At 70.9% G+C, this 15912-nt stretch carries 13 protein-coding genes; 6 read left to right on the forward strand and 7 right to left on the reverse strand.

The annotated features are described in order from the left end of the window. The first annotated feature begins 5 nt into the window (after positions 1 to 5). The 5 genes from NFX44_RS29505 to araA are packed head-to-tail and all read left to right on the forward strand — an operon-like array spanning position 6 to position 6847. On the forward strand, positions 6 to 974 hold the full coding sequence (locus tag NFX44_RS29505; RefSeq protein ID WP_262286877.1) for a carbohydrate ABC transporter permease: 969 nt from the start codon (positions 6 to 8) through the stop codon (positions 972 to 974). A gap of 8 nt (positions 975 to 982) precedes the next feature. Next, on the forward strand, positions 983 to 2995 hold the full coding sequence (locus NFX44_RS29510) for a glycoside hydrolase family 127 protein (protein ID WP_262286878.1): 2013 nt from the start codon (positions 983 to 985) through the stop codon (positions 2993 to 2995). Continuing rightward, a complete protein-coding gene (araB, locus tag NFX44_RS29515) occupies positions 2992 to 4656 on the forward strand; it encodes a ribulokinase (RefSeq protein WP_262286879.1) in 1665 nt (554 codons plus the stop codon). The genes NFX44_RS29510 and araB overlap by 4 nt, the downstream gene beginning before the upstream one ends. Then, positions 4653 to 5351 (forward strand): L-ribulose-5-phosphate 4-epimerase, encoded by a 699-nt coding sequence (locus NFX44_RS29520; protein WP_262286880.1) that lies wholly within the window; start codon positions 4653 to 4655, stop codon positions 5349 to 5351. Before araB ends, NFX44_RS29520 begins: the two co-directional genes overlap by 4 nt. After that, the gene (gene araA / locus NFX44_RS29525) at positions 5348 to 6847 is read left to right on the forward strand and encodes an L-arabinose isomerase (protein ID WP_262286881.1); all 1500 of its coding nucleotides are present in this window, start codon (positions 5348 to 5350) and stop codon (positions 6845 to 6847) included. Before NFX44_RS29520 ends, araA begins: the two co-directional genes overlap by 4 nt. A 147-nt stretch (positions 6848 to 6994) precedes the next feature. Here araA and NFX44_RS29530 read toward each other — a convergent pair whose 3' ends face one another. Continuing rightward, positions 6995 to 7711 (reverse strand): YoaK family protein, encoded by a 717-nt coding sequence (locus NFX44_RS29530; RefSeq protein ID WP_262286882.1) that lies wholly within the window; start codon positions 7709 to 7711, stop codon positions 6995 to 6997. Positions 7712 to 7781: 70 nt separating this feature from the next. Between NFX44_RS29530 and NFX44_RS29535 the strand changes: the two genes are divergently transcribed. Continuing rightward, a complete protein-coding gene (locus NFX44_RS29535; RefSeq protein ID WP_262286883.1) occupies positions 7782 to 8462 on the forward strand; it encodes a GntR family transcriptional regulator in 681 nt (226 codons plus the stop codon). Between the two features lie 4 nt (positions 8463 to 8466). Here the strand turns inward: NFX44_RS29535 and NFX44_RS29540 are convergent, their stop codons facing one another. From NFX44_RS29540 to NFX44_RS29565, 6 genes are read right to left on the reverse strand one after another with little or no spacing between them, the layout of a single operon-like run. After that, complete coding sequence (locus tag NFX44_RS29540) at positions 8467 to 10254, reverse strand: gamma-glutamyltransferase family protein (RefSeq protein WP_262286884.1); 1788 nt, start codon at positions 10252 to 10254, stop codon at positions 8467 to 8469. Continuing rightward, complete coding sequence (locus NFX44_RS29545) at positions 10251 to 11255, reverse strand: ABC transporter ATP-binding protein (RefSeq protein WP_262286885.1); 1005 nt, start codon at positions 11253 to 11255, stop codon at positions 10251 to 10253. The genes NFX44_RS29540 and NFX44_RS29545 overlap by 4 nt, the downstream gene beginning before the upstream one ends. Then, positions 11252 to 12304: an ABC transporter ATP-binding protein gene (locus tag NFX44_RS29550; protein WP_262286886.1), complete on the reverse strand. Its 1053-nt coding sequence runs from the start codon at positions 12302 to 12304 to the stop codon at positions 11252 to 11254. The genes NFX44_RS29545 and NFX44_RS29550 overlap by 4 nt, the downstream gene beginning before the upstream one ends. After that, positions 12301 to 13188 (reverse strand): ABC transporter permease, encoded by an 888-nt coding sequence (locus NFX44_RS29555; RefSeq protein ID WP_262286887.1) that lies wholly within the window; start codon positions 13186 to 13188, stop codon positions 12301 to 12303. Before NFX44_RS29555 ends, NFX44_RS29550 begins: the two co-directional genes overlap by 4 nt. Further along, positions 13185 to 14141: an ABC transporter permease gene (locus NFX44_RS29560; protein WP_151460301.1), complete on the reverse strand. Its 957-nt coding sequence runs from the start codon at positions 14139 to 14141 to the stop codon at positions 13185 to 13187. Before NFX44_RS29560 ends, NFX44_RS29555 begins: the two co-directional genes overlap by 4 nt. A gap of 8 nt (positions 14142 to 14149) precedes the next feature. Continuing rightward, positions 14150 to 15820 (reverse strand): ABC transporter substrate-binding protein, encoded by a 1671-nt coding sequence (locus NFX44_RS29565; protein WP_262286888.1) that lies wholly within the window; start codon positions 15818 to 15820, stop codon positions 14150 to 14152. Positions 15821 to 15912 lie beyond the last annotated feature (92 nt).

A 15912-nucleotide genomic window follows, 5' to 3' on the forward strand; every position in this document is an offset into this window, starting at 1 on the left:
GCGACATGAGCACCCATGCACCAACGCCGGCCAGCGCTCACACCGCAACAGACCCGGGTACGCGCCGGCCCGACCGTTCCCCGGCAGGCGGTGGCACCGCCGTCAGGACGGCGACCCGCCGTCGCCGCCCCGGGCGCCGTCCCCGCACGACGAGCATCGCTGGCCTGGTCCTCCGCACGCCGTACTGGATCTTCACCGGGGGCCTGGCCGTCATTTTCCTGTTCCCGCTGGCCTGGACGGCGATTGCCTCCGTATCGCCGCACGCCGGCACCAACCAGACCGACGGGTGGGGCCTGGGCAACTACCGCACGCTGACCCACTACCAGGCTGGCATCTGGCAGTACCTCGCCAACTCGGCGTTCGTCTCCCTGAGCACGGTCTTCCTCACCCTGGCGATCTCCCTGCTGGGCGGATACGCGTTCGCACGGTTCAGCTTCCCCGGCAAGAACCTCCTGTTCCTGACCACCCTGGCGATCCTCATGGTCCCCTACGCGACCATGCTGATCCCGCTCTACGTCCTGCTGAACCAGCTCAGCCTGCAGAACTCGCTCATCGGCGTAGCCCTGGTCCTGACGATGTTCCAGCTGCCCTTCTCCATCTTCATGATGCGGATCTCGTTCGAGGCCATCCCGCGCGAACTGGACGAGGCGGCCCTCGTCGACGGCTGCTCGTCCTGGGCCGCGCTGTGGCGGGTGCTGCTGCCGGCGGTCAAGCCCGGTCTGATCACCGTCGGCCTCTTCGCCTTCCTCACGGCGTGGAACGACTTCATGGCCCCGCTGATTCTGATCAACGACTCGAACAAGTTCACGCTCCCGCTGGCCGTGTCCAACCTGCGCGTCCAGGTACAGGGAGTCATCGACTACGGCGCCACGGAGGCCGGGGTCGTGGTGCTGGCCCTGCCCTGCATCGTCCTGTTCCTCCTCCTGCAACGCCACTACGTCCGCGGCTTCATGTCCGGCGCCTTCAAAGGATGAACCCCACGATGACGATCACAGATCCAACGACCGGCCGCCGTCGGACCGGGTTCGTCCCCGCCGCCCCCAGGACCGGGCGGCTGCGCCCGCTCGGCCTGGACGAGGTCCGCATCACCGGGGGTTTCTGGGCCAGGCGCCAGTCGGTCAACGGCGAGCGCACCCTGGCGCACATCGGTCACTGGCTCGAGCGGGAGGGCTGGATCAGGAACTTCGAGCTCGCCGCCGCCGGCTCCCTGCCCGACGGCCGGCGCGGGCGCGAGTTCGCCGACTCGGAGATCTACAAGTACCTCGAGGCGCTGGCCTGGGAGATCGGCCGTACCGGTGACGACACGCTGGAGGCCGCCTTCCGGGACGTGGTCGGCCGGATCGCCCCGGCGCAGGAACCCGACGGGTACCTCAACACCAACTTCGGGCGGCCCGGGCAGGCACCACGGTGGTCCGACCTCGAGTGGGGCCACGAGCTGTACTGCCTCGGCCATTTGTTCCAGGCCGCGGTGGCCCGAGCCCGCACGCGACCGGACGCCGGCGACGACCTGCTGGCCATCGCCCGCCGCGCCGCCAACCTGGTCTGCGAGGTCTTCGGCGACGAGGGCATCCAGAGCGTGTGCGGACATCCCGAGATCGAGGTCGGGCTCGCGGAGCTGGCGCGCGTCACCAGAGAGCAGCGTTTCCTGCGCCAGGCCGAGCTGTTCGTCGCCCGGCGCGGCACCGGCTCGCTGCGTCCGATCGAGTGGGGCCAGCAGTACTTCCAGGACGACATCCCGGTGCGCCAGGCCGAGGTGCTGCGCGGCCACGCCGTCCGGGCCAACTACCTGGCGGCCGGCGCGGTCGACGTCGCCGTCGACACCGGCGACGACGAGCTTCTCTCCGCCCTGGCCACCCAGTGGGACAACACGGTGGCCCGGCGTACCTACCTCACCGGCGGCCAGGGCTCCCACCATCAGGACGAAGCCTTCGGTGAGGACTGGGTGCTCCCGCCGGACCGGGCCTACTCGGAGACCTGCGCGAGCATCGCCTCGATCATGTTCAGCTGGCGCCTGCTGTTGGCCTGCGGCGAAACGCGCTACGGCGACCTTATCGAGCGGACGCTCTACAACGTGGTCGCCACGTCGCCCTCCGCGTCCGGGACCGCGTTCTACTACGCCAACACCCTGCACCAGCGCAGTCCTGGGGCCGTACCGGACCCGGACACGGTTTCACTGCGCGCCGAATCCTCCCTACGGGCGCCCTGGTTCTCGGTCTCCTGCTGCCCGCCCAACGTCGCGCGCACTCTCGCCAGTCTCGACGCGCTGGTCGCCACCGCGGACGCACAGGGCGTCCAGATCCACCAGTTTGCCAGCTGCAGCATCCGGACCCGGTTGGACAACGGGGAGTCCGTCGCCCTCGACGTGCAGACCGACTACCCCCGTTCGGGGTCGGTTCGCCTCACCGCCACCCGGGACGCCGCTGACCCGTGGACCCTCTCGATCCGGGTGCCGCAGTGGGCCGGTGGGGCCCGGCTGACGGTGACCACGGCAGCCGGTGGAGTCAGCACCACAGACGCCGAGCCCGGGTGGGTGACCGCGCGTCGCTCCTTCCACGCCGGCGACGTGGTCGAGCTGGTTCTGCCGATGCGACCGCGCCTGACCCACCCCGATCCCCGCATCGACGCGGTGCGCGGCCAGGTCGCCGTCGAACGGGGGCCCGAGGTCTACTGCCTCGAGTCCATCGACCTGGAGGTCGTCAGCAGCGGAGAAGTCACCGACGTCGCGGACGTCCGGATCGACGCCGGAGCCGGCCTCGACGACCACGACGGCCGACCACGGGTACGTCTCGTAGCGGCGGCACCGGAACCCGGGCCCGATCTCCCCTGGCCCTACGCCGAGCACTCGCTGGAGCCCGTGCCCTCGAGGTCGTTCGACGTCCCGCTGATCCCGTACCACGACTGGGCCGAGCGGGGCCCGTCCACCATGCGCGTGTGGCTGCCCGTGGCCGCACCGTCGGGCCTCGACACCCCCGACCCGGGCTCGGAGGAGTCATGACAGCACCTACCGGCACCTACACGGTGGGCGTGGACTTCGGCACGCTGTCCGGTCGCGCGGTGGTGGTGCGCGTGTCCGACGGTGCGGAGCTGGGCTCGGCGGTGTGCGAGTACCCACACGGCGTGGTGGACACGGTGCTGCCGGGCACGGGTGACAAGCTGCCGCCGGAGTGGGCGCTGCAGGTGCCGGCCGACTACCTGCACGTGCTGCGGACCGCGGTCCCACAGGCGGTGCGCGCCGCGGGCGTGGACCCGGCCGGCGTCATCGGGATCGCGACTGACTTCACGGCGTGCACGATGGTCCCGACTTTCGCGGACGGGACCCCGTTGTGCGAGACGGCGGAGTTCGCCGCGAACCCGCACGCGTACGTCAAGCTGTGGCGGCACCACGCGGCGCAGGGCCAGGCGGACCGGATCAACGCCCTCGCCGCCGGGCGCGGGGAGCCGTGGCTGGCCCGTTACGGCGGTTTCATCTCCTCGGAGTGGGAGTTCGCCAAGGGCCTTCAGATCCTCGAGGAAGCCCTCGAGGTGTACAGCGCGATGGACCGGTTCGTCGAAGCCGCGGACTGGATCGTGTGGCAACTGTGCGGCAGGTACGTCCGCAACGCGTGCACGGCCGGCTACAAGGGGATCTACCAGGACGGGTCGTACCCGTCCCGGGAGTTCCTCGCCGCGCTCAACCCGGACTTCGCCGGGTTCGTGGCGGAGAAGATCGCCCAGCCGATCGGCCAGCTCGGCGAGGCGGCCGGTCGGCTGACCGCCGAGGCCGCGGCGTGGACGGGGCTGCCGGAGGGCATCGCGGTGGCGGTGGGCAACGTCGACGCCCACGTCTCCGCTCCCGCCGCGCAGGCGGTGGAGCCGGGCCAGATGGTCGCGATCATGGGCACCTCGACGTGCCACGTGGTGAGCGGAGCCGTGCTGCGCGAGATCCCGGGCATGTGCGGTGTCGTGGACGGCGGGATCGTCCCCGGCCTGTGGGGCTACGAGGCGGGTCAGTCGGGTGTCGGCGACATCTTCGGGTGGTTCGTCCGGACCGGCGTGCCGCCGGAGTACCACGCCGCGGCCCAGGAGCAGGGCATCTCGGTACACGAGCACCTCACCGACCTCGCCGCGAAGCAGGCGATCGGCGAGCACGGGCTCATGGCCCTCGACTGGCACAGTGGCAACCGGTCGGTGCTCGTCGACCACGAGCTCTCCGGCCTCGTCGTCGGCCAGACCCTCGCCACCCGCCCCGAGGACACCTACCGGGCGCTCCTGGAGGCCACGGCGTTCGGCGCCCGCACCATCGTCGAGGCGTTCCGCGACGCGGGCGTACCCGTGGAGGAGTTCATCGTCGCCGGCGGCCTGCTCCGGAACCCGTTGCTCATGCAGATCTACGCCGACGTGCTCGGCATGCCCCTGTCGGTCGTGACCTCCGAGCAGGGCCCGGCGCTCGGGTCGGCGATCCACGCCGCGGTCGCCGCGGGCGCCTACCCCGACATCCGCGACGCGGCGGCCGCCATGGGCGGCCGCGAGGTGGGCGCCTACCGGCCGGTGGCCGAGAACTCAGCCGCCTACGACGGGCTCTACGCCGAGTACCGCGCGCTGCACGACCACTTCGGACGGGGCGGCACCGACGTCATGCGGCGGCTCAAGGCGATCCGCAGGAGGGCCCTCCGGTGACCACCACCACGACCGCACAGGTGCGGCACGCCATCGAGGTGCTGCGCGAGGAGCTGGTCCGGCTGCACGCCGAGCTGACCCGCAACGAGCTGGTGATCTGGACCGCGGGCAACGTCTCGGCCCGGGTGCCCGACACCGACCTGATGGTGATCAAGCCGTCAGGTGTCTCCTACGACGAACTGTCGGCCGAGACGATGGTCGTCACCGACCTCCAGGGACGTCTGGTGCACGGCGAGCACCAACCGTCATCCGACACCGCGGCACACGCCTACGTCTACCGGCACCTGCCCGAGGTGGGTGGCGTGGTGCACACCCACTCGACCTACGCCACCGCGTGGTGCGCGCGCCGGGAGCCCATCCCGTGCGTGCTCACCATGGTTGCCGACGAGTTCGGCGGTGACATACCGGTCGGGCCGTTCGCCCTCATCGGCGACGACTCGATCGGCCACGGAATCGTCGAGACCCTCCGCCACAGCCGCTCGCGGGCCGTGCTCATGGGCGGGCACGGCCCGTTCACCATCGGTGCGACTCCGCGCGACGCGGTGAAGGTGGCCGTGATGCTCGAGGACGTCGCCCGCACCGTCCACATCGCCCAGCAGCTCGGCGTCACGCCGCGACTCGCCCCCGCCGCGATCGACATCCTCTACGACCGCTATCAGAACGTCTACGGACAGAAGGGAAACGCCGTCCCATGAGCGCGCGCCCCCAGATCTGGTTCCTCACCGGCAGTCAGGGCCTCTACGGCGAGGACGTCCTCGCCCAGGTCGCCCAGCAGTCGAAGGTGATCTCCGACGCCCTCGCGGCCAGCGAGGCGATCGTCGCCGACGTCGTCGCCAAACCGGTGCTCACCGACACCGACGCGATCCGCCGGGTCATGCTCGACGCCAGCAGCGACGACGCGTGCGCCGGGGTCATCGCCTGGATGCACACCTTCTCCCCCGCGAAAATGTGGATCTCCGGTCTCGAGCGCCTGCAGAAGCCGCTGCTGCACCTGCACACCCAGGCGAACCGCGACCTGCCCTGGCGCACGATCGACATGGACTTCATGAACCTGAACCAGGCCGCACACGGCGACCGCGAGTTCGGCTACATCCAGTCCCGCCTCGGTGTCGTGCGCAAGACGGTGGCCGGCCACGTCTCAGATCCCGATACCGTTGCCGCCGTCGCAGTCTGGGCACGCGCGGCGGTCGGGCTCGCCGAGGTGCGCGGCCTGCGGCTGGTGCGTTTCGGCGACAACATGCGGGGCGTCGCGGTCACCGAGGGCGACAAGGTCGAGGCCGAGCGCCGCTTCGGCGTCTCGGTCAACACTCACGGGGTCAACGACCTCGTCGCCGTCGTCGAGGCCGTCACCGACTCCCACGTCGACACCCTCGTCAAGGAGTACGACGAGCTGTACGACGTCAGTCCCGAGCTGCGGGCCGGTGGGGAGCGGCGCGAGTCGCTGCGCTACGGCGCCCGGATCGAGCTGGCCCTGCGGCAGTTCCTCACCGAGGGCCGCTACGGGGCGTTCACCACCAACTTCGAGGACCTCGGAGGCCTGCGCCAGCTGCCCGGCCTCGCCGTTCAACGGCTTATGGCCGACGGTTACGGCTTCGGCGGTGAGGGCGACTGGAAAACGTCGGTCCTGCTGCGCACCCTGAAGGTGATGGCCGACGGCCTTCCCGGCGGCACCTCCTTCATGGAGGACTACACCTACCACCTCGAGCCCGGCCGTCAGCTCGTGCTCGGCGCACACATGCTCGAGGTCTGCCCGTCCATCGCCGCGGCCCGGCCCCGCCTCGAGATCCACCCGCTCGGTATCGGCGGCCGCGAGGACCCCGTCCGGCTCGTGTTCGACGCCGCCCCCCGCGACGGCTTCGTCGTCGGCATGGCCGACATGGGCGACCGCTTCCGCCTCGTGGGCAACGCGATCGATCTCGTCCGGCCGCTCGAGGCACTTCCCGCGCTCCCCGTCGCCCGAGCGGTCTGGGCGCCCCGTCCGGACCTGCGCACCTCGACCACCTCCTGGCTCACCGCCGGAGGCCCCCACCACACCGTGCTCTCCACCGCGCTGACCCGTGAACACCTGGAGGACTTCGCCGAGATGGCGGGCGTCGAGCTCGCCTACATCGACGAGACCACCACGACGCGCGGCTTCACCCGCGAGCTGAGGTGGAACAACGCCTACCACCGGCTCGCGCAGGGTCTCTGATCCTGGCGGTCATGTGCGGCGCACGGTGAGCTGACACCAGCGCGCAGGCCTTCGCCGCGCTGATCGCCTCCACCTACTACGACCAGCAACGCCACCGCGGCACCGGCCACCACACCGCCCTGCGTCAGCTCGGCAACCGCCTCGATGCTATTCCGCCATGCGCGTCGACGCGGCGATGACGAGCACGAGTGGCGCGATCAACAGCACCGGCGACCATGCGGGCAGGTGCCTGGCCATCAGCGCACCGACGACGGCGCCGGTGATCAGGGCCAGCAGGACGTGGGCCTTGGGCCGCAGGCTGTGCCATGGGTTCCGGGCAGCGACCCCCGCGATCAGGCTCGTGAGCGTGCCGGTCAGGTACGTGGAGGAGAGGCCCGGTACGCCGAAGCGCTGGATGGCACTGCTCTGGACGCCCAGCGCCGCTGCCGACAGCATCAAGAGCCCAAGATCGACCTGCTCCGAACGACTGTGCAGGTTGACCACCCAGACGACGAGGAAGACGACGAACACCAGGAGTTCCAGGACGAGCGTGTGGGTGACCCGGCGGGGCCAGACGGGGTCGTCCGGCTGCGCCGAGCCGGCGAGGCGGGCGCCGGCGAGGACGCCGGTGATGAAACTGAGAATGGCGCAGCCGGAGGTCAGGGCGAGGTCGGCGTCGCCGCTGCCCGCCGAGAGCCCGAGCAGGACCATGTTGCCCGTCATGACGCTGGAAAAAGCTCCACCGAGGGCCAGGAAGCCGATGGCGTCGGCGCTACCGGTCAGGAAGGTGAGCACGACAACGAGGGCCTGCCGCCGCCGCGCGAGGTTCCGGTTCCCCGTCACCGCGGCGCGCAGGCGCATGACGGATGGCACTGTTTTCAGCACGGTCGGCTATCCTTCCCAAATTGTTCTTCGTATACGCTCTGCCTGGACGATTCACGGAGAGGCGGTCAGGTTGGCAGATGACCTGCGAGGCAAGCTGGGCGCTCAACACCTGCCGCTACGCGATCAGGTCCTCGCCGCACTGCGGACCGCCATCATCAACGGCGACTACCTTCCGGGCGAGCGGCTGACCGAGGATCGGCTGGCCGAGGACTTCGCCGTCTCCCGCAACCCGGTCCGGGAGGCACTGCGCGTCGCGGAGGCGGAGGGTTTCGTCGTGATCCTGCCCCGCCGCGGGGCGGTGGTCGCCTCCCCGAGCAGTGCGACCGTGGCGGACATGTTCGCCGTCCGCCAGCGCCTGGAGTCGCTGGCCGCCCGGCTGGCGGCCGAGCGGGCGACGGCGGCGGACGTGGCCGCCCTGCGGGGCCTGCTGGAGCAGGGCCGCGAGGCGACGCAGCAGCAGGACCTCGCCCGGGTCGCCGAGCTGAACAGCGCCCTGCACCTGCGGATCCTCGAGATCAGCGGCAACCCGTGGCTTTTGTCGATCGCCAAGGCGCTCTACCTCCATGTGCAGTGGGTCTTCCGGCTGGGCGCCGCGGAACGGGCACCACACTCGTGGGCCGAGCACATCCAACTGGTCGACGCCATCGAGTCGGGTGACGGTGACCGGGCCGAGCGGGCCGCACTGGCCCATCTCGATGCCGCTTCCGCTGCCGCGTACGAGAACGCCGAGGCCGGATACGGAACCCGCTGAGGCGTCAGCGGCCGCAGGCGTAGCCCTGCATGCCACGCGGGTTCGCTCCGGCCGCCAGCACGCCGGTGTCCGGATCGCGGGTCACCGCACAGAGGCGACCCAGGCTCCACGCGCCGGACAGCCGCACCTCGTGCCCCTGCGCGCGCAACGCCGCCAGGACATCCTCGTCCAGCCGGTCCTCGACCACGAGGACACCGGGCTCGTTGTCGCGCGGGTAGAACGAGGCCGGCAGGCTGAGGGTGTGCCACATCGGCGCGTCGATGGCTTCCTGCAGGGGCCGACCTCCGGCGAGATGACGCAACAGGAACAGCAGCTGCCACTGGTCCTGCTGGTCGCCACCAGGAGTGCCGAACGCCAGGACGGGCTTCCCGTCGCGGTGCACCATGGTCGGGCTCAGCGTGGTGCGCGGCCGGCGTCCCGGCGCCAGCGACGAGGCGAGACCTTCCTCCAGCCAGAACATCTGGAGCCGGCTGCCGAGGGGGAAGCCGAGGTCCGGAATGGTGGGAGAGCTCTGCAGCCAGCCGCCGCTCGGCGTGGCGGAGATCATGTTGCCCCAGCGGTCGACCACGTCGACGTGGCAGGTGTCGCCCCGGGTCACCCCGTCCGACTGCACCGTCGGCTCGCCCGTCGTGGGGTCCGCGAGGTCGACCCGGCGTCCGGCGCCGCGTCGTACGTGAGCCGGGAGGCGTGGCTCGGCGCCTTCGGGGCGGCCCGGTCGCAGTTCCGCTGACGCGCGGTCCCCGATGAGGCCGGCCCGCTCCCGCGCGTACTCGCGGGAGAGCAGCGCCTTCGCGGGCACGGGACCGTCGCCGTACCAGGCCTCACGGTCGGCGAAGGCGAGTTTGAGGGCCTCGGCCTGGGCGTGGATGCCGGCCGCGGTCGACGGGTCGTACGCCCCGGTGTCGTCGAGCGCGTCGAGGACCGCCAGGGTCTGCAACAGCACCGGCCCCTGCCCCCAGAAGCCGGTCTTCGCCACCGTGTAGCCGTGCCAGTCGAGGGTGGTCGCTTCCTCCCAGGTGGCCGAGTAGGCAGCCATGTCCGCGCCGGTGACGAGACCGGCGTGCGCGCGTCCGCTGGAGTCCTGGAAGGGTTCCCGGCTGAACCGGTCGACCGCCTCGGCGACGAAGCCCTCACCCCAGGCGCGACGTGCGGCCTCGATCTGCGCCTCCCGGTCCGAGCCCGCTGCCCGGCCGGCGTCGACCAGCCGTTGCAGGGTCTGCGCGTACGCCCGGTTGGTGAACAGCTCCCCCGCCGCCGGCGGCCGGCCGTCGCGGAGCCAGAGCTGGGCGGAGGTGGGCCAGTGCTCCTCGAACAGCGACCGCACGGCGGCCACGGTGTCGCCGACCCGGCCGATCAGGGGGTGGCCCGCGCCGGCGTAGCCGATCGCCGGTTCCAGCACCTCCTCGAGGGAGAGTGTGCCGTGGTCGCGCAGCAGCAGGAGCCAGGCGTCCACGGCGCCGGGGACGGCCGCGGCGAGCGGGCCGGACCCGGGGATGAGGTCCATCCCGAGGGAGCGGAAGTGCGCGATGGTGGCGCCGGCCGGCGCCGGCCCCTGCCCGCAGAGCACCCTCGGGGTCGGGTCGTGCGCGGTGGCGACGATTGCCGGCACCTCACCGCCGGGCCCGTTCAGGTGTGGTTCGACGACGTGCAGCACGAATCCGGCGGTGACCGCGGCGTCGAAGGCGTTCCCACCGCGCTCGAGGATCCCCATGGCGGACTGGCTCGCGAGCCAGTGCGTCGAGGACACCATCCCGAAGGTTCCCTGCAGGGTCGGCCTGGTGGTGAACGTCATGACAACACCTCACTCGAGTCGGCGGCGGCCCGGACGTCGGGCCGGGTGCCGTCGGGCTGGACCAGGTGGCAGGCGGCCATGCCGCCGCCGAACGCCACCTGTGCGGGTACCTCCGTGGCGCACCGGTCGAACGCGAGCGGGCACCGGGTGCGAAAGCGGCAGCCGGACGGCGGATCCAGCGCGGAGGGCAGGTCGTCGCCGAGCAGCACCGGTTGACGCTGCCGTTGACGGACCGGGTCGGCCACCGGCGCCGCCGCCAGCAGCGCCTGGGTGTAGGGGTGGGCCGGGCGCGCGAAGATCCGCTCGCGCGGGCCCTGCTCCACGAGTTGACCGAGGTACATGACGGCGATGTCGTCGGCCAGGTACTCGACCGCGGACAGGTCGTGGGTGATGAAGAGGCAGGCGAACCCGATGTCGCGTTGCAGGTCGGCGAGGAGGTTGAGCACCGACGCCTGCACCGACACGTCGAGGGCGCTCGTGGGTTCGTCGGCGATGAGCAGCTTGGGCTCGGAGATCAGCGCCCGGGCGATGCTGACCCGCTGACGTTGGCCCCCGGAGAGCTCGTGCGGATACCGGCGCGCAACTTCCGCCCGCAGGCCCACCCTGCCGAGTTCGTCGGCGACGCGGGCCTCCCGGTCGCGTCGGGTGATCCGCTTACCGGACAGCCGCAACGGCTCGGCCACGATCTCGCCGACCAGCATGCGCGGGTCCAGCGAGCCGGCGGGGTCCTGGAAGACGATCGACACGTCATTGCGGTGCTGGCGTAGCTGTCGCCGGGTCAGGTGGGTGACATCGGTCCCGGCGATCCGGACCACGCCCGCGGTGGGCTTCTCGAGCCGGACCACGCACCGGCCCACTGTCGACTTTCCCGAGCCGCTCTCCCCCACCAGCGCCGTGACCCGGCCCTTGGGAATGGTGAGGGTGATCCCGTCCACGGCCCGTACCGGCCCGAAGTGCATCACCAGGCCCTCGAGTTCGAGGGCGTGCGGTTGCGGCGTCATGCGGTTGTCTCCTGGGGCTGCGTCCGCGGCGCCGGGCAGGGATGCCAGCAAGCCGCTAGGTGGTCCGTCACCGCGGTTCCGACCGCTTCGAGGGGCGGCGCGGCCTCCCGGCACCGCGAGTCGGCGGCGGGGCAGCGATCCGCGAAGGTGCAGGCGTCGGGCTGGGTGGACAGGACGGGTACGAGGCCGGGAATCTCCTGCAGCCGCTCGGTACCGGCGTGCTTGCCCGGTGTCGGCGAAGCCGCCAGGAGCCCGGCCGTGTACCGGTGGTACGGATGCGCGAACAGGTCGGTGACCGGTGCCCGCTCCACCACCCGCCCGGCGTACATGACGACGACGCGGTCGGCGATGTCGGCGATCACGCCGAGGTCGTGGGTGATGACGAGGATGGTGGTGCCGAGCCGGTCCCGCAGGTCCCGGAGCACCTGCAGGATGCCGGCCTGGACGGTGACGTCCAGGGCGGTGGTGGGTTCGTCGGCCACCAGCACCTTCGGGCCGCAGGCCACCGCCATCGCGATCATCACGCGCTGGCGCATGCCGCCGGAGAGCTGGTGCGGGTAGTTGTCGACGCGTTTCGCGGCGGACGGGATTCCGACGAGCGAGAGCAGCTCGACGGCGCGGGCCCGGGCGGCCCGCTTGGACATCCGCTCGTGTACCTGCAGGACCTCCCCGATCTGCCGCCCCACGGTGAGCACCGGGTTCAGCGAGGTCATCGGCTCCTGGAAGATGTAGGCGATCTCCTTGCCGCGCACGCGGCGCAGCACCGACTCCCGAACGCCGACCAGCTCGGTGCCCTCCAGCCGGACGGAGCCGGAGACCCGGGCGCTGTCGGGCAGCAGGCCGGCGATGCTCATCGCCGTGACGCTCTTGCCGCAGCCCGACTCGCCCACCATCCCGACGATCTCTCCGGAGGCGAGCTCCAGGCTCACCCGGTCCACCGCCGAGACGGTCCCGCCCTCGGTGGTGAACGAGACCGACAGATCGCGTACGTCCAGGACGGGCGTCCCGACCGCGGCGGAGGATGCGGCCGCCCGTTCGACAGTGGTCATCGCCGGTCTCCCTTCGGATCGAGGGCGTCCCGAAGGGCGTCGCCGAAGACGTTGAACGCCAGCGCCAGACCCATGATCACGACGCCGGGCAGGACCGCTGCCCAGGGCGCGCGGGCCGCGAACTGCTGGGCGGAGGCCAGCATGGTGCCCAGGCTGGGGGACGGGGGCTGGATGCCCAGGCCCAGGAACGACAGCACCGCCTCGCCCAGGATCGCGGCCGGGATCGCGACGGTGGCCTGCACCAGGATCACCGACGTCGCGTTCGGCAGGACGTGCCGGGCGAGCACCCACAGGTCACTCGCCCCGTCCACCACGGCGGCGGCGACGAAGTCCAGCGACTTGAGCCGTAGGGTGTCCGAGCGCACCACCCGGATCACGCCCGGGATCTGCGCGATCCCGATGGCCACGGCCGCGTTGGTGAGGCTGGCGCCCCGGATGGCCGCCAACCCTACCGCCATGATCAGGAACGGGAACGCGAGCAGCAGGTCGGTGAAGCGCGAGATCACCGCGTCCCAGGACCGGAAATAGCCCGCGGCCAGTCCGAGCGGCACCCCGATGATCAAGGAGGTGGCCACCGCCAGGAGTGCCACCAGCAGGGAGGCCCGCGCCCCCAGCATGATGCGGGACAGGACGTCCCGGCCCAGGTCGTCGGTCCCCAAGAGGTGACCGGGGGTGCCCGGCGGCGAGAACGTGTGGGCGAAATCGGTCTGCTGGACGTCGTGGGGAGCGATCCAGGGCGAGAGCAGGGCGACGGCGGCCGCGAGCGCGAGCACGACGAAGCTCACGACGGCGAGCGGGTTCCGGCGCAGTCGCCGGAGGACCCGGGTGCGCCGGCTGATGCCGGCCGCGCCGGCCTCCGCCATCGGTACGGTGAGGACGGTCATGCCGGCTCCCCCGTCACCCGGATACGTGGGTCGATGACCGAGTAGAGCAGGTCCACCAGGAAATTGATCACGATGTACGCCGTCGCGGTGAGCAGGACCACCGCCTGGATCACCGGATAGTCCCGCTGAAACACCGCGTCGATGGTCATCTTGCCGAAGCCCGGCAGCCCGAAGATCTGCTCGGTGACGACCGCCCCGGAGATCAGGCCGCCGAGCTGCAGGCCCACGATCGTCACCACCACGATGAGGCTGTTCCGGAGGGCATGCCGGGTGATGACCGCCCGTGGCCGGAGACCCTTCGCCTTCGCCGTACGGACGTGGTCCGAGGAGAGCGCCTCCAGCATCGCCGACCGCGTCTGCCGCATGATGATGGCGGCGAGGCCGGTGCCGAGAATGACGGCCGGCAGGACGATGTGGTGCAGGTTTCCCGCGGGGTCCTGCAGCAGTGGCACGAATCCGGAGGCCGGGAAGAGCCCCGCCGCCACGGAAAGGTAGAGGATCGCCAGCAGTCCGAGCCAGAAGTGCGGCACGGACAATCCCACCAGGGCCAGTCCGTTGGCCAGCCACTCGGCGGGACGCCCGCGGCGGACCGCCGCGAGCACCCCGGCCCCGACACCCAGCGCGGCGGCGAGGAGGATCGCCAGGAGGGACAGCTCGACCGTGACGGGTAGGGCGGTCGTGAGCATCGACGAGACCGGTATCCCGGTTCGGATCGACACCCCGAAGTCGCCCTGCGCGACGCGTCCCACGTACTGCGCGAACTGGATGGGAAGCGGCTGATCGAGCCCGTAGTGATGCCGGATGGCCTCCAGTGCCTCCGGGGACCGGTCCTCGCCCGCGAGGGCGAGGGCCGGGTCCCCGGGCAGTGCCCGCACCCCGAGGAACACCACGACCGTCGACAGCAGCAGCGTCAACGCTGAGTGCCAGGCGCGTGTGAGCAGATACCGAGCCACGGGGCGACCTACTTGGTGAATCCGGCGAAGGCCGCGCGGATCACGCCGTCGGGGAAGACCTGCAGGCCCTGGATCGTCTTGGAGACGGCGGTCAGGTTCCGCTGCCGGTAGAGGTAGATGAGCGCGTCGTCCTGCTGGAGGATCGTCACCGCCTGCCCGTACAGCTTCTTGCGCTCTTCGAGGTCGTTCGACTGCCGAGCCTGGGTCAGCGCGGCGTCGAGCTGCGGGTTGCTGTAGCCGGAGACGTTCTGGCTGCCGCCGGTGCCGACGAAGTTGGTGATGTTGGCATCCGGGTCGATCCGCCCGCTCCAGCCCAGCTGCAGCAGCTCGAAGTTGCCGCGGTCCTGCTCGTCGAGGAGAGAGGAGTACTCCACCGGGTTGATCTTGAGGTCGAATCCGCCGTCCTTGACCATGGCCTGCAGCGCCTGCGCGAGGCGCAGCGAGTCGGGCGTGTTCGAGATGAGCATCGCCACCGGGTAGGGCGTCTGAACGCCGGCCTCGGACAGCAGCTGCTTGGCCTTGGCGGGATCGTGCTGGGGGCACGCCTGCGCTTCCTCGGACGAGAACGGGCTCGCGGGCGAGACCGGCGAGCAGGCGGGGGCGTTGAGTCCGTTGAAGACGGCCTGGACCAGTGCCTTCCGGTCGAGGGCGTACTCGAAGGCTTGCCGGACCTTGGCGTTCTGCGCGATCGGGCGGTTGATCGGCTTCGGCGTGGTGCCGACGCCGTCGACATTGCCGATGTTGAAGGTGAGCCCCTGGTACCCGAGCGACTGCGACTGCAGGACGCTGAGCGACGAGTCTCCGCGCAACGCCCCGTAGTCCTGCGTGGAGATGCTGTCGGCGACCTGAGCGTCGCCGGAACGCAGGTTGGCGGCCCGAATGCTCGCGTCGCTGAGGATGTGCCACGAGATGGCGTCGAGGTTGACCTTGGTGGCGTCGTAGAAGTTCGGGTCTCGCACCACGTCGATGGAGTTCTGCGGCACCCGCTTGGCGAACTTGAAGGGCCCGACGCAGACCGGCGCGCTGGCGAAGTTGTCGCCCAGGCTCTGCAGCGCCTTCGGGCTCATGATCATGCCGGCCCGGTCCGCCAACGCTCCGACCAGGGGCGCGAACGGCTGCTTCAGGTGGATCACGACGCTGTTGGCATCGGGCGTGTCGACGGTGTCGATCGGACCGAGCTCGCTCTTTCGCGCGGACCGGGCGTTGGTCAGGTGCCGTTGCAGGGTGGCCTTGACCGCGGCGGAATCGAACGGCGTTCCGTCCGCGAAGCGCGCGCCCTGGCGCAGCGGAATGGTGACCGTCTTACCGTCACCACTGACGGTCGGTAGTGCGGTGGCCAGCTGCGGCACGACCTGCGCCTGCTCGTTCACGTCGTAGAGCTTCTGGCAGATCGCCTGGAAGACGTAGCGCGAGTAGAGGCTGCGCGACAACGTCGGGTCCAGCGCGTCGGGCTCCGCGGAGAGGGCGATGACCAGCTTGCCGCCCTTCTTCACCGCGGCCGGGTCCGCCGGCGTACCGAAGTTGTCCTGTCCTGCCGCCTGGTTGTCGCCGGAATTGGCGCCGCCCTCGTCCTTGGACACCGGCGAGCACGCTACGACGGTGCAGGCGACGGCGACCGCCGCCACAGCTGCCCGGAATGGATGGAGCCTTCGCAGGCTCGGTTCACTGAGGTTCGTCATTGGGAGCTCCTCGAGTGGGCGATTCGGGGAGCGTATGTTGTATACGAACTGCTCCGCAAGACCTCCCGTCTGCGGCATAACGAGCAGCCAGC

It is taken from the genome of Micromonospora sp. MA102, assembly GCF_025460765.1.
Taxonomy (GTDB): domain Bacteria; phylum Actinomycetota; class Actinomycetes; order Mycobacteriales; family Micromonosporaceae; genus Micromonospora; species Micromonospora halotolerans.

Excerpts from the sequence above, each read along its gene's own strand:
- NFX44_RS29505 (WP_262286877.1), top strand. The coding sequence starts at position 6 with ATGAGCACCCATGCACCAACGCCGGCCAGCGCTCACACCGCAACAGAC.
- NFX44_RS29510 (WP_262286878.1), top strand. The coding sequence starts at position 983 with ATGACGATCACAGATCCAACGACCGGCCGCCGTCGGACCGGGTTCGTC.
- araB (WP_262286879.1), top strand. The coding sequence starts at position 2,992 with ATGACAGCACCTACCGGCACCTACACGGTGGGCGTGGACTTCGGCACG.
- araA (WP_262286881.1), top strand. The coding sequence starts at position 5,348 with ATGAGCGCGCGCCCCCAGATCTGGTTCCTCACCGGCAGTCAGGGCCTC.
- NFX44_RS29540 (WP_262286884.1), bottom strand. The coding sequence starts at position 10,254 with ATGACGTTCACCACCAGGCCGACCCTGCAGGGAACCTTCGGGATGGTG.
- NFX44_RS29545 (WP_262286885.1), bottom strand. The coding sequence starts at position 11,255 with ATGACGCCGCAACCGCACGCCCTCGAACTCGAGGGCCTGGTGATGCAC.
- NFX44_RS29550 (WP_262286886.1), bottom strand. The coding sequence starts at position 12,304 with ATGACCACTGTCGAACGGGCGGCCGCATCCTCCGCCGCGGTCGGGACG.
- NFX44_RS29555 (WP_262286887.1), bottom strand. The coding sequence starts at position 13,188 with ATGACCGTCCTCACCGTACCGATGGCGGAGGCCGGCGCGGCCGGCATC.
- NFX44_RS29565 (WP_262286888.1), bottom strand. The coding sequence starts at position 15,820 with ATGACGAACCTCAGTGAACCGAGCCTGCGAAGGCTCCATCCATTCCGG.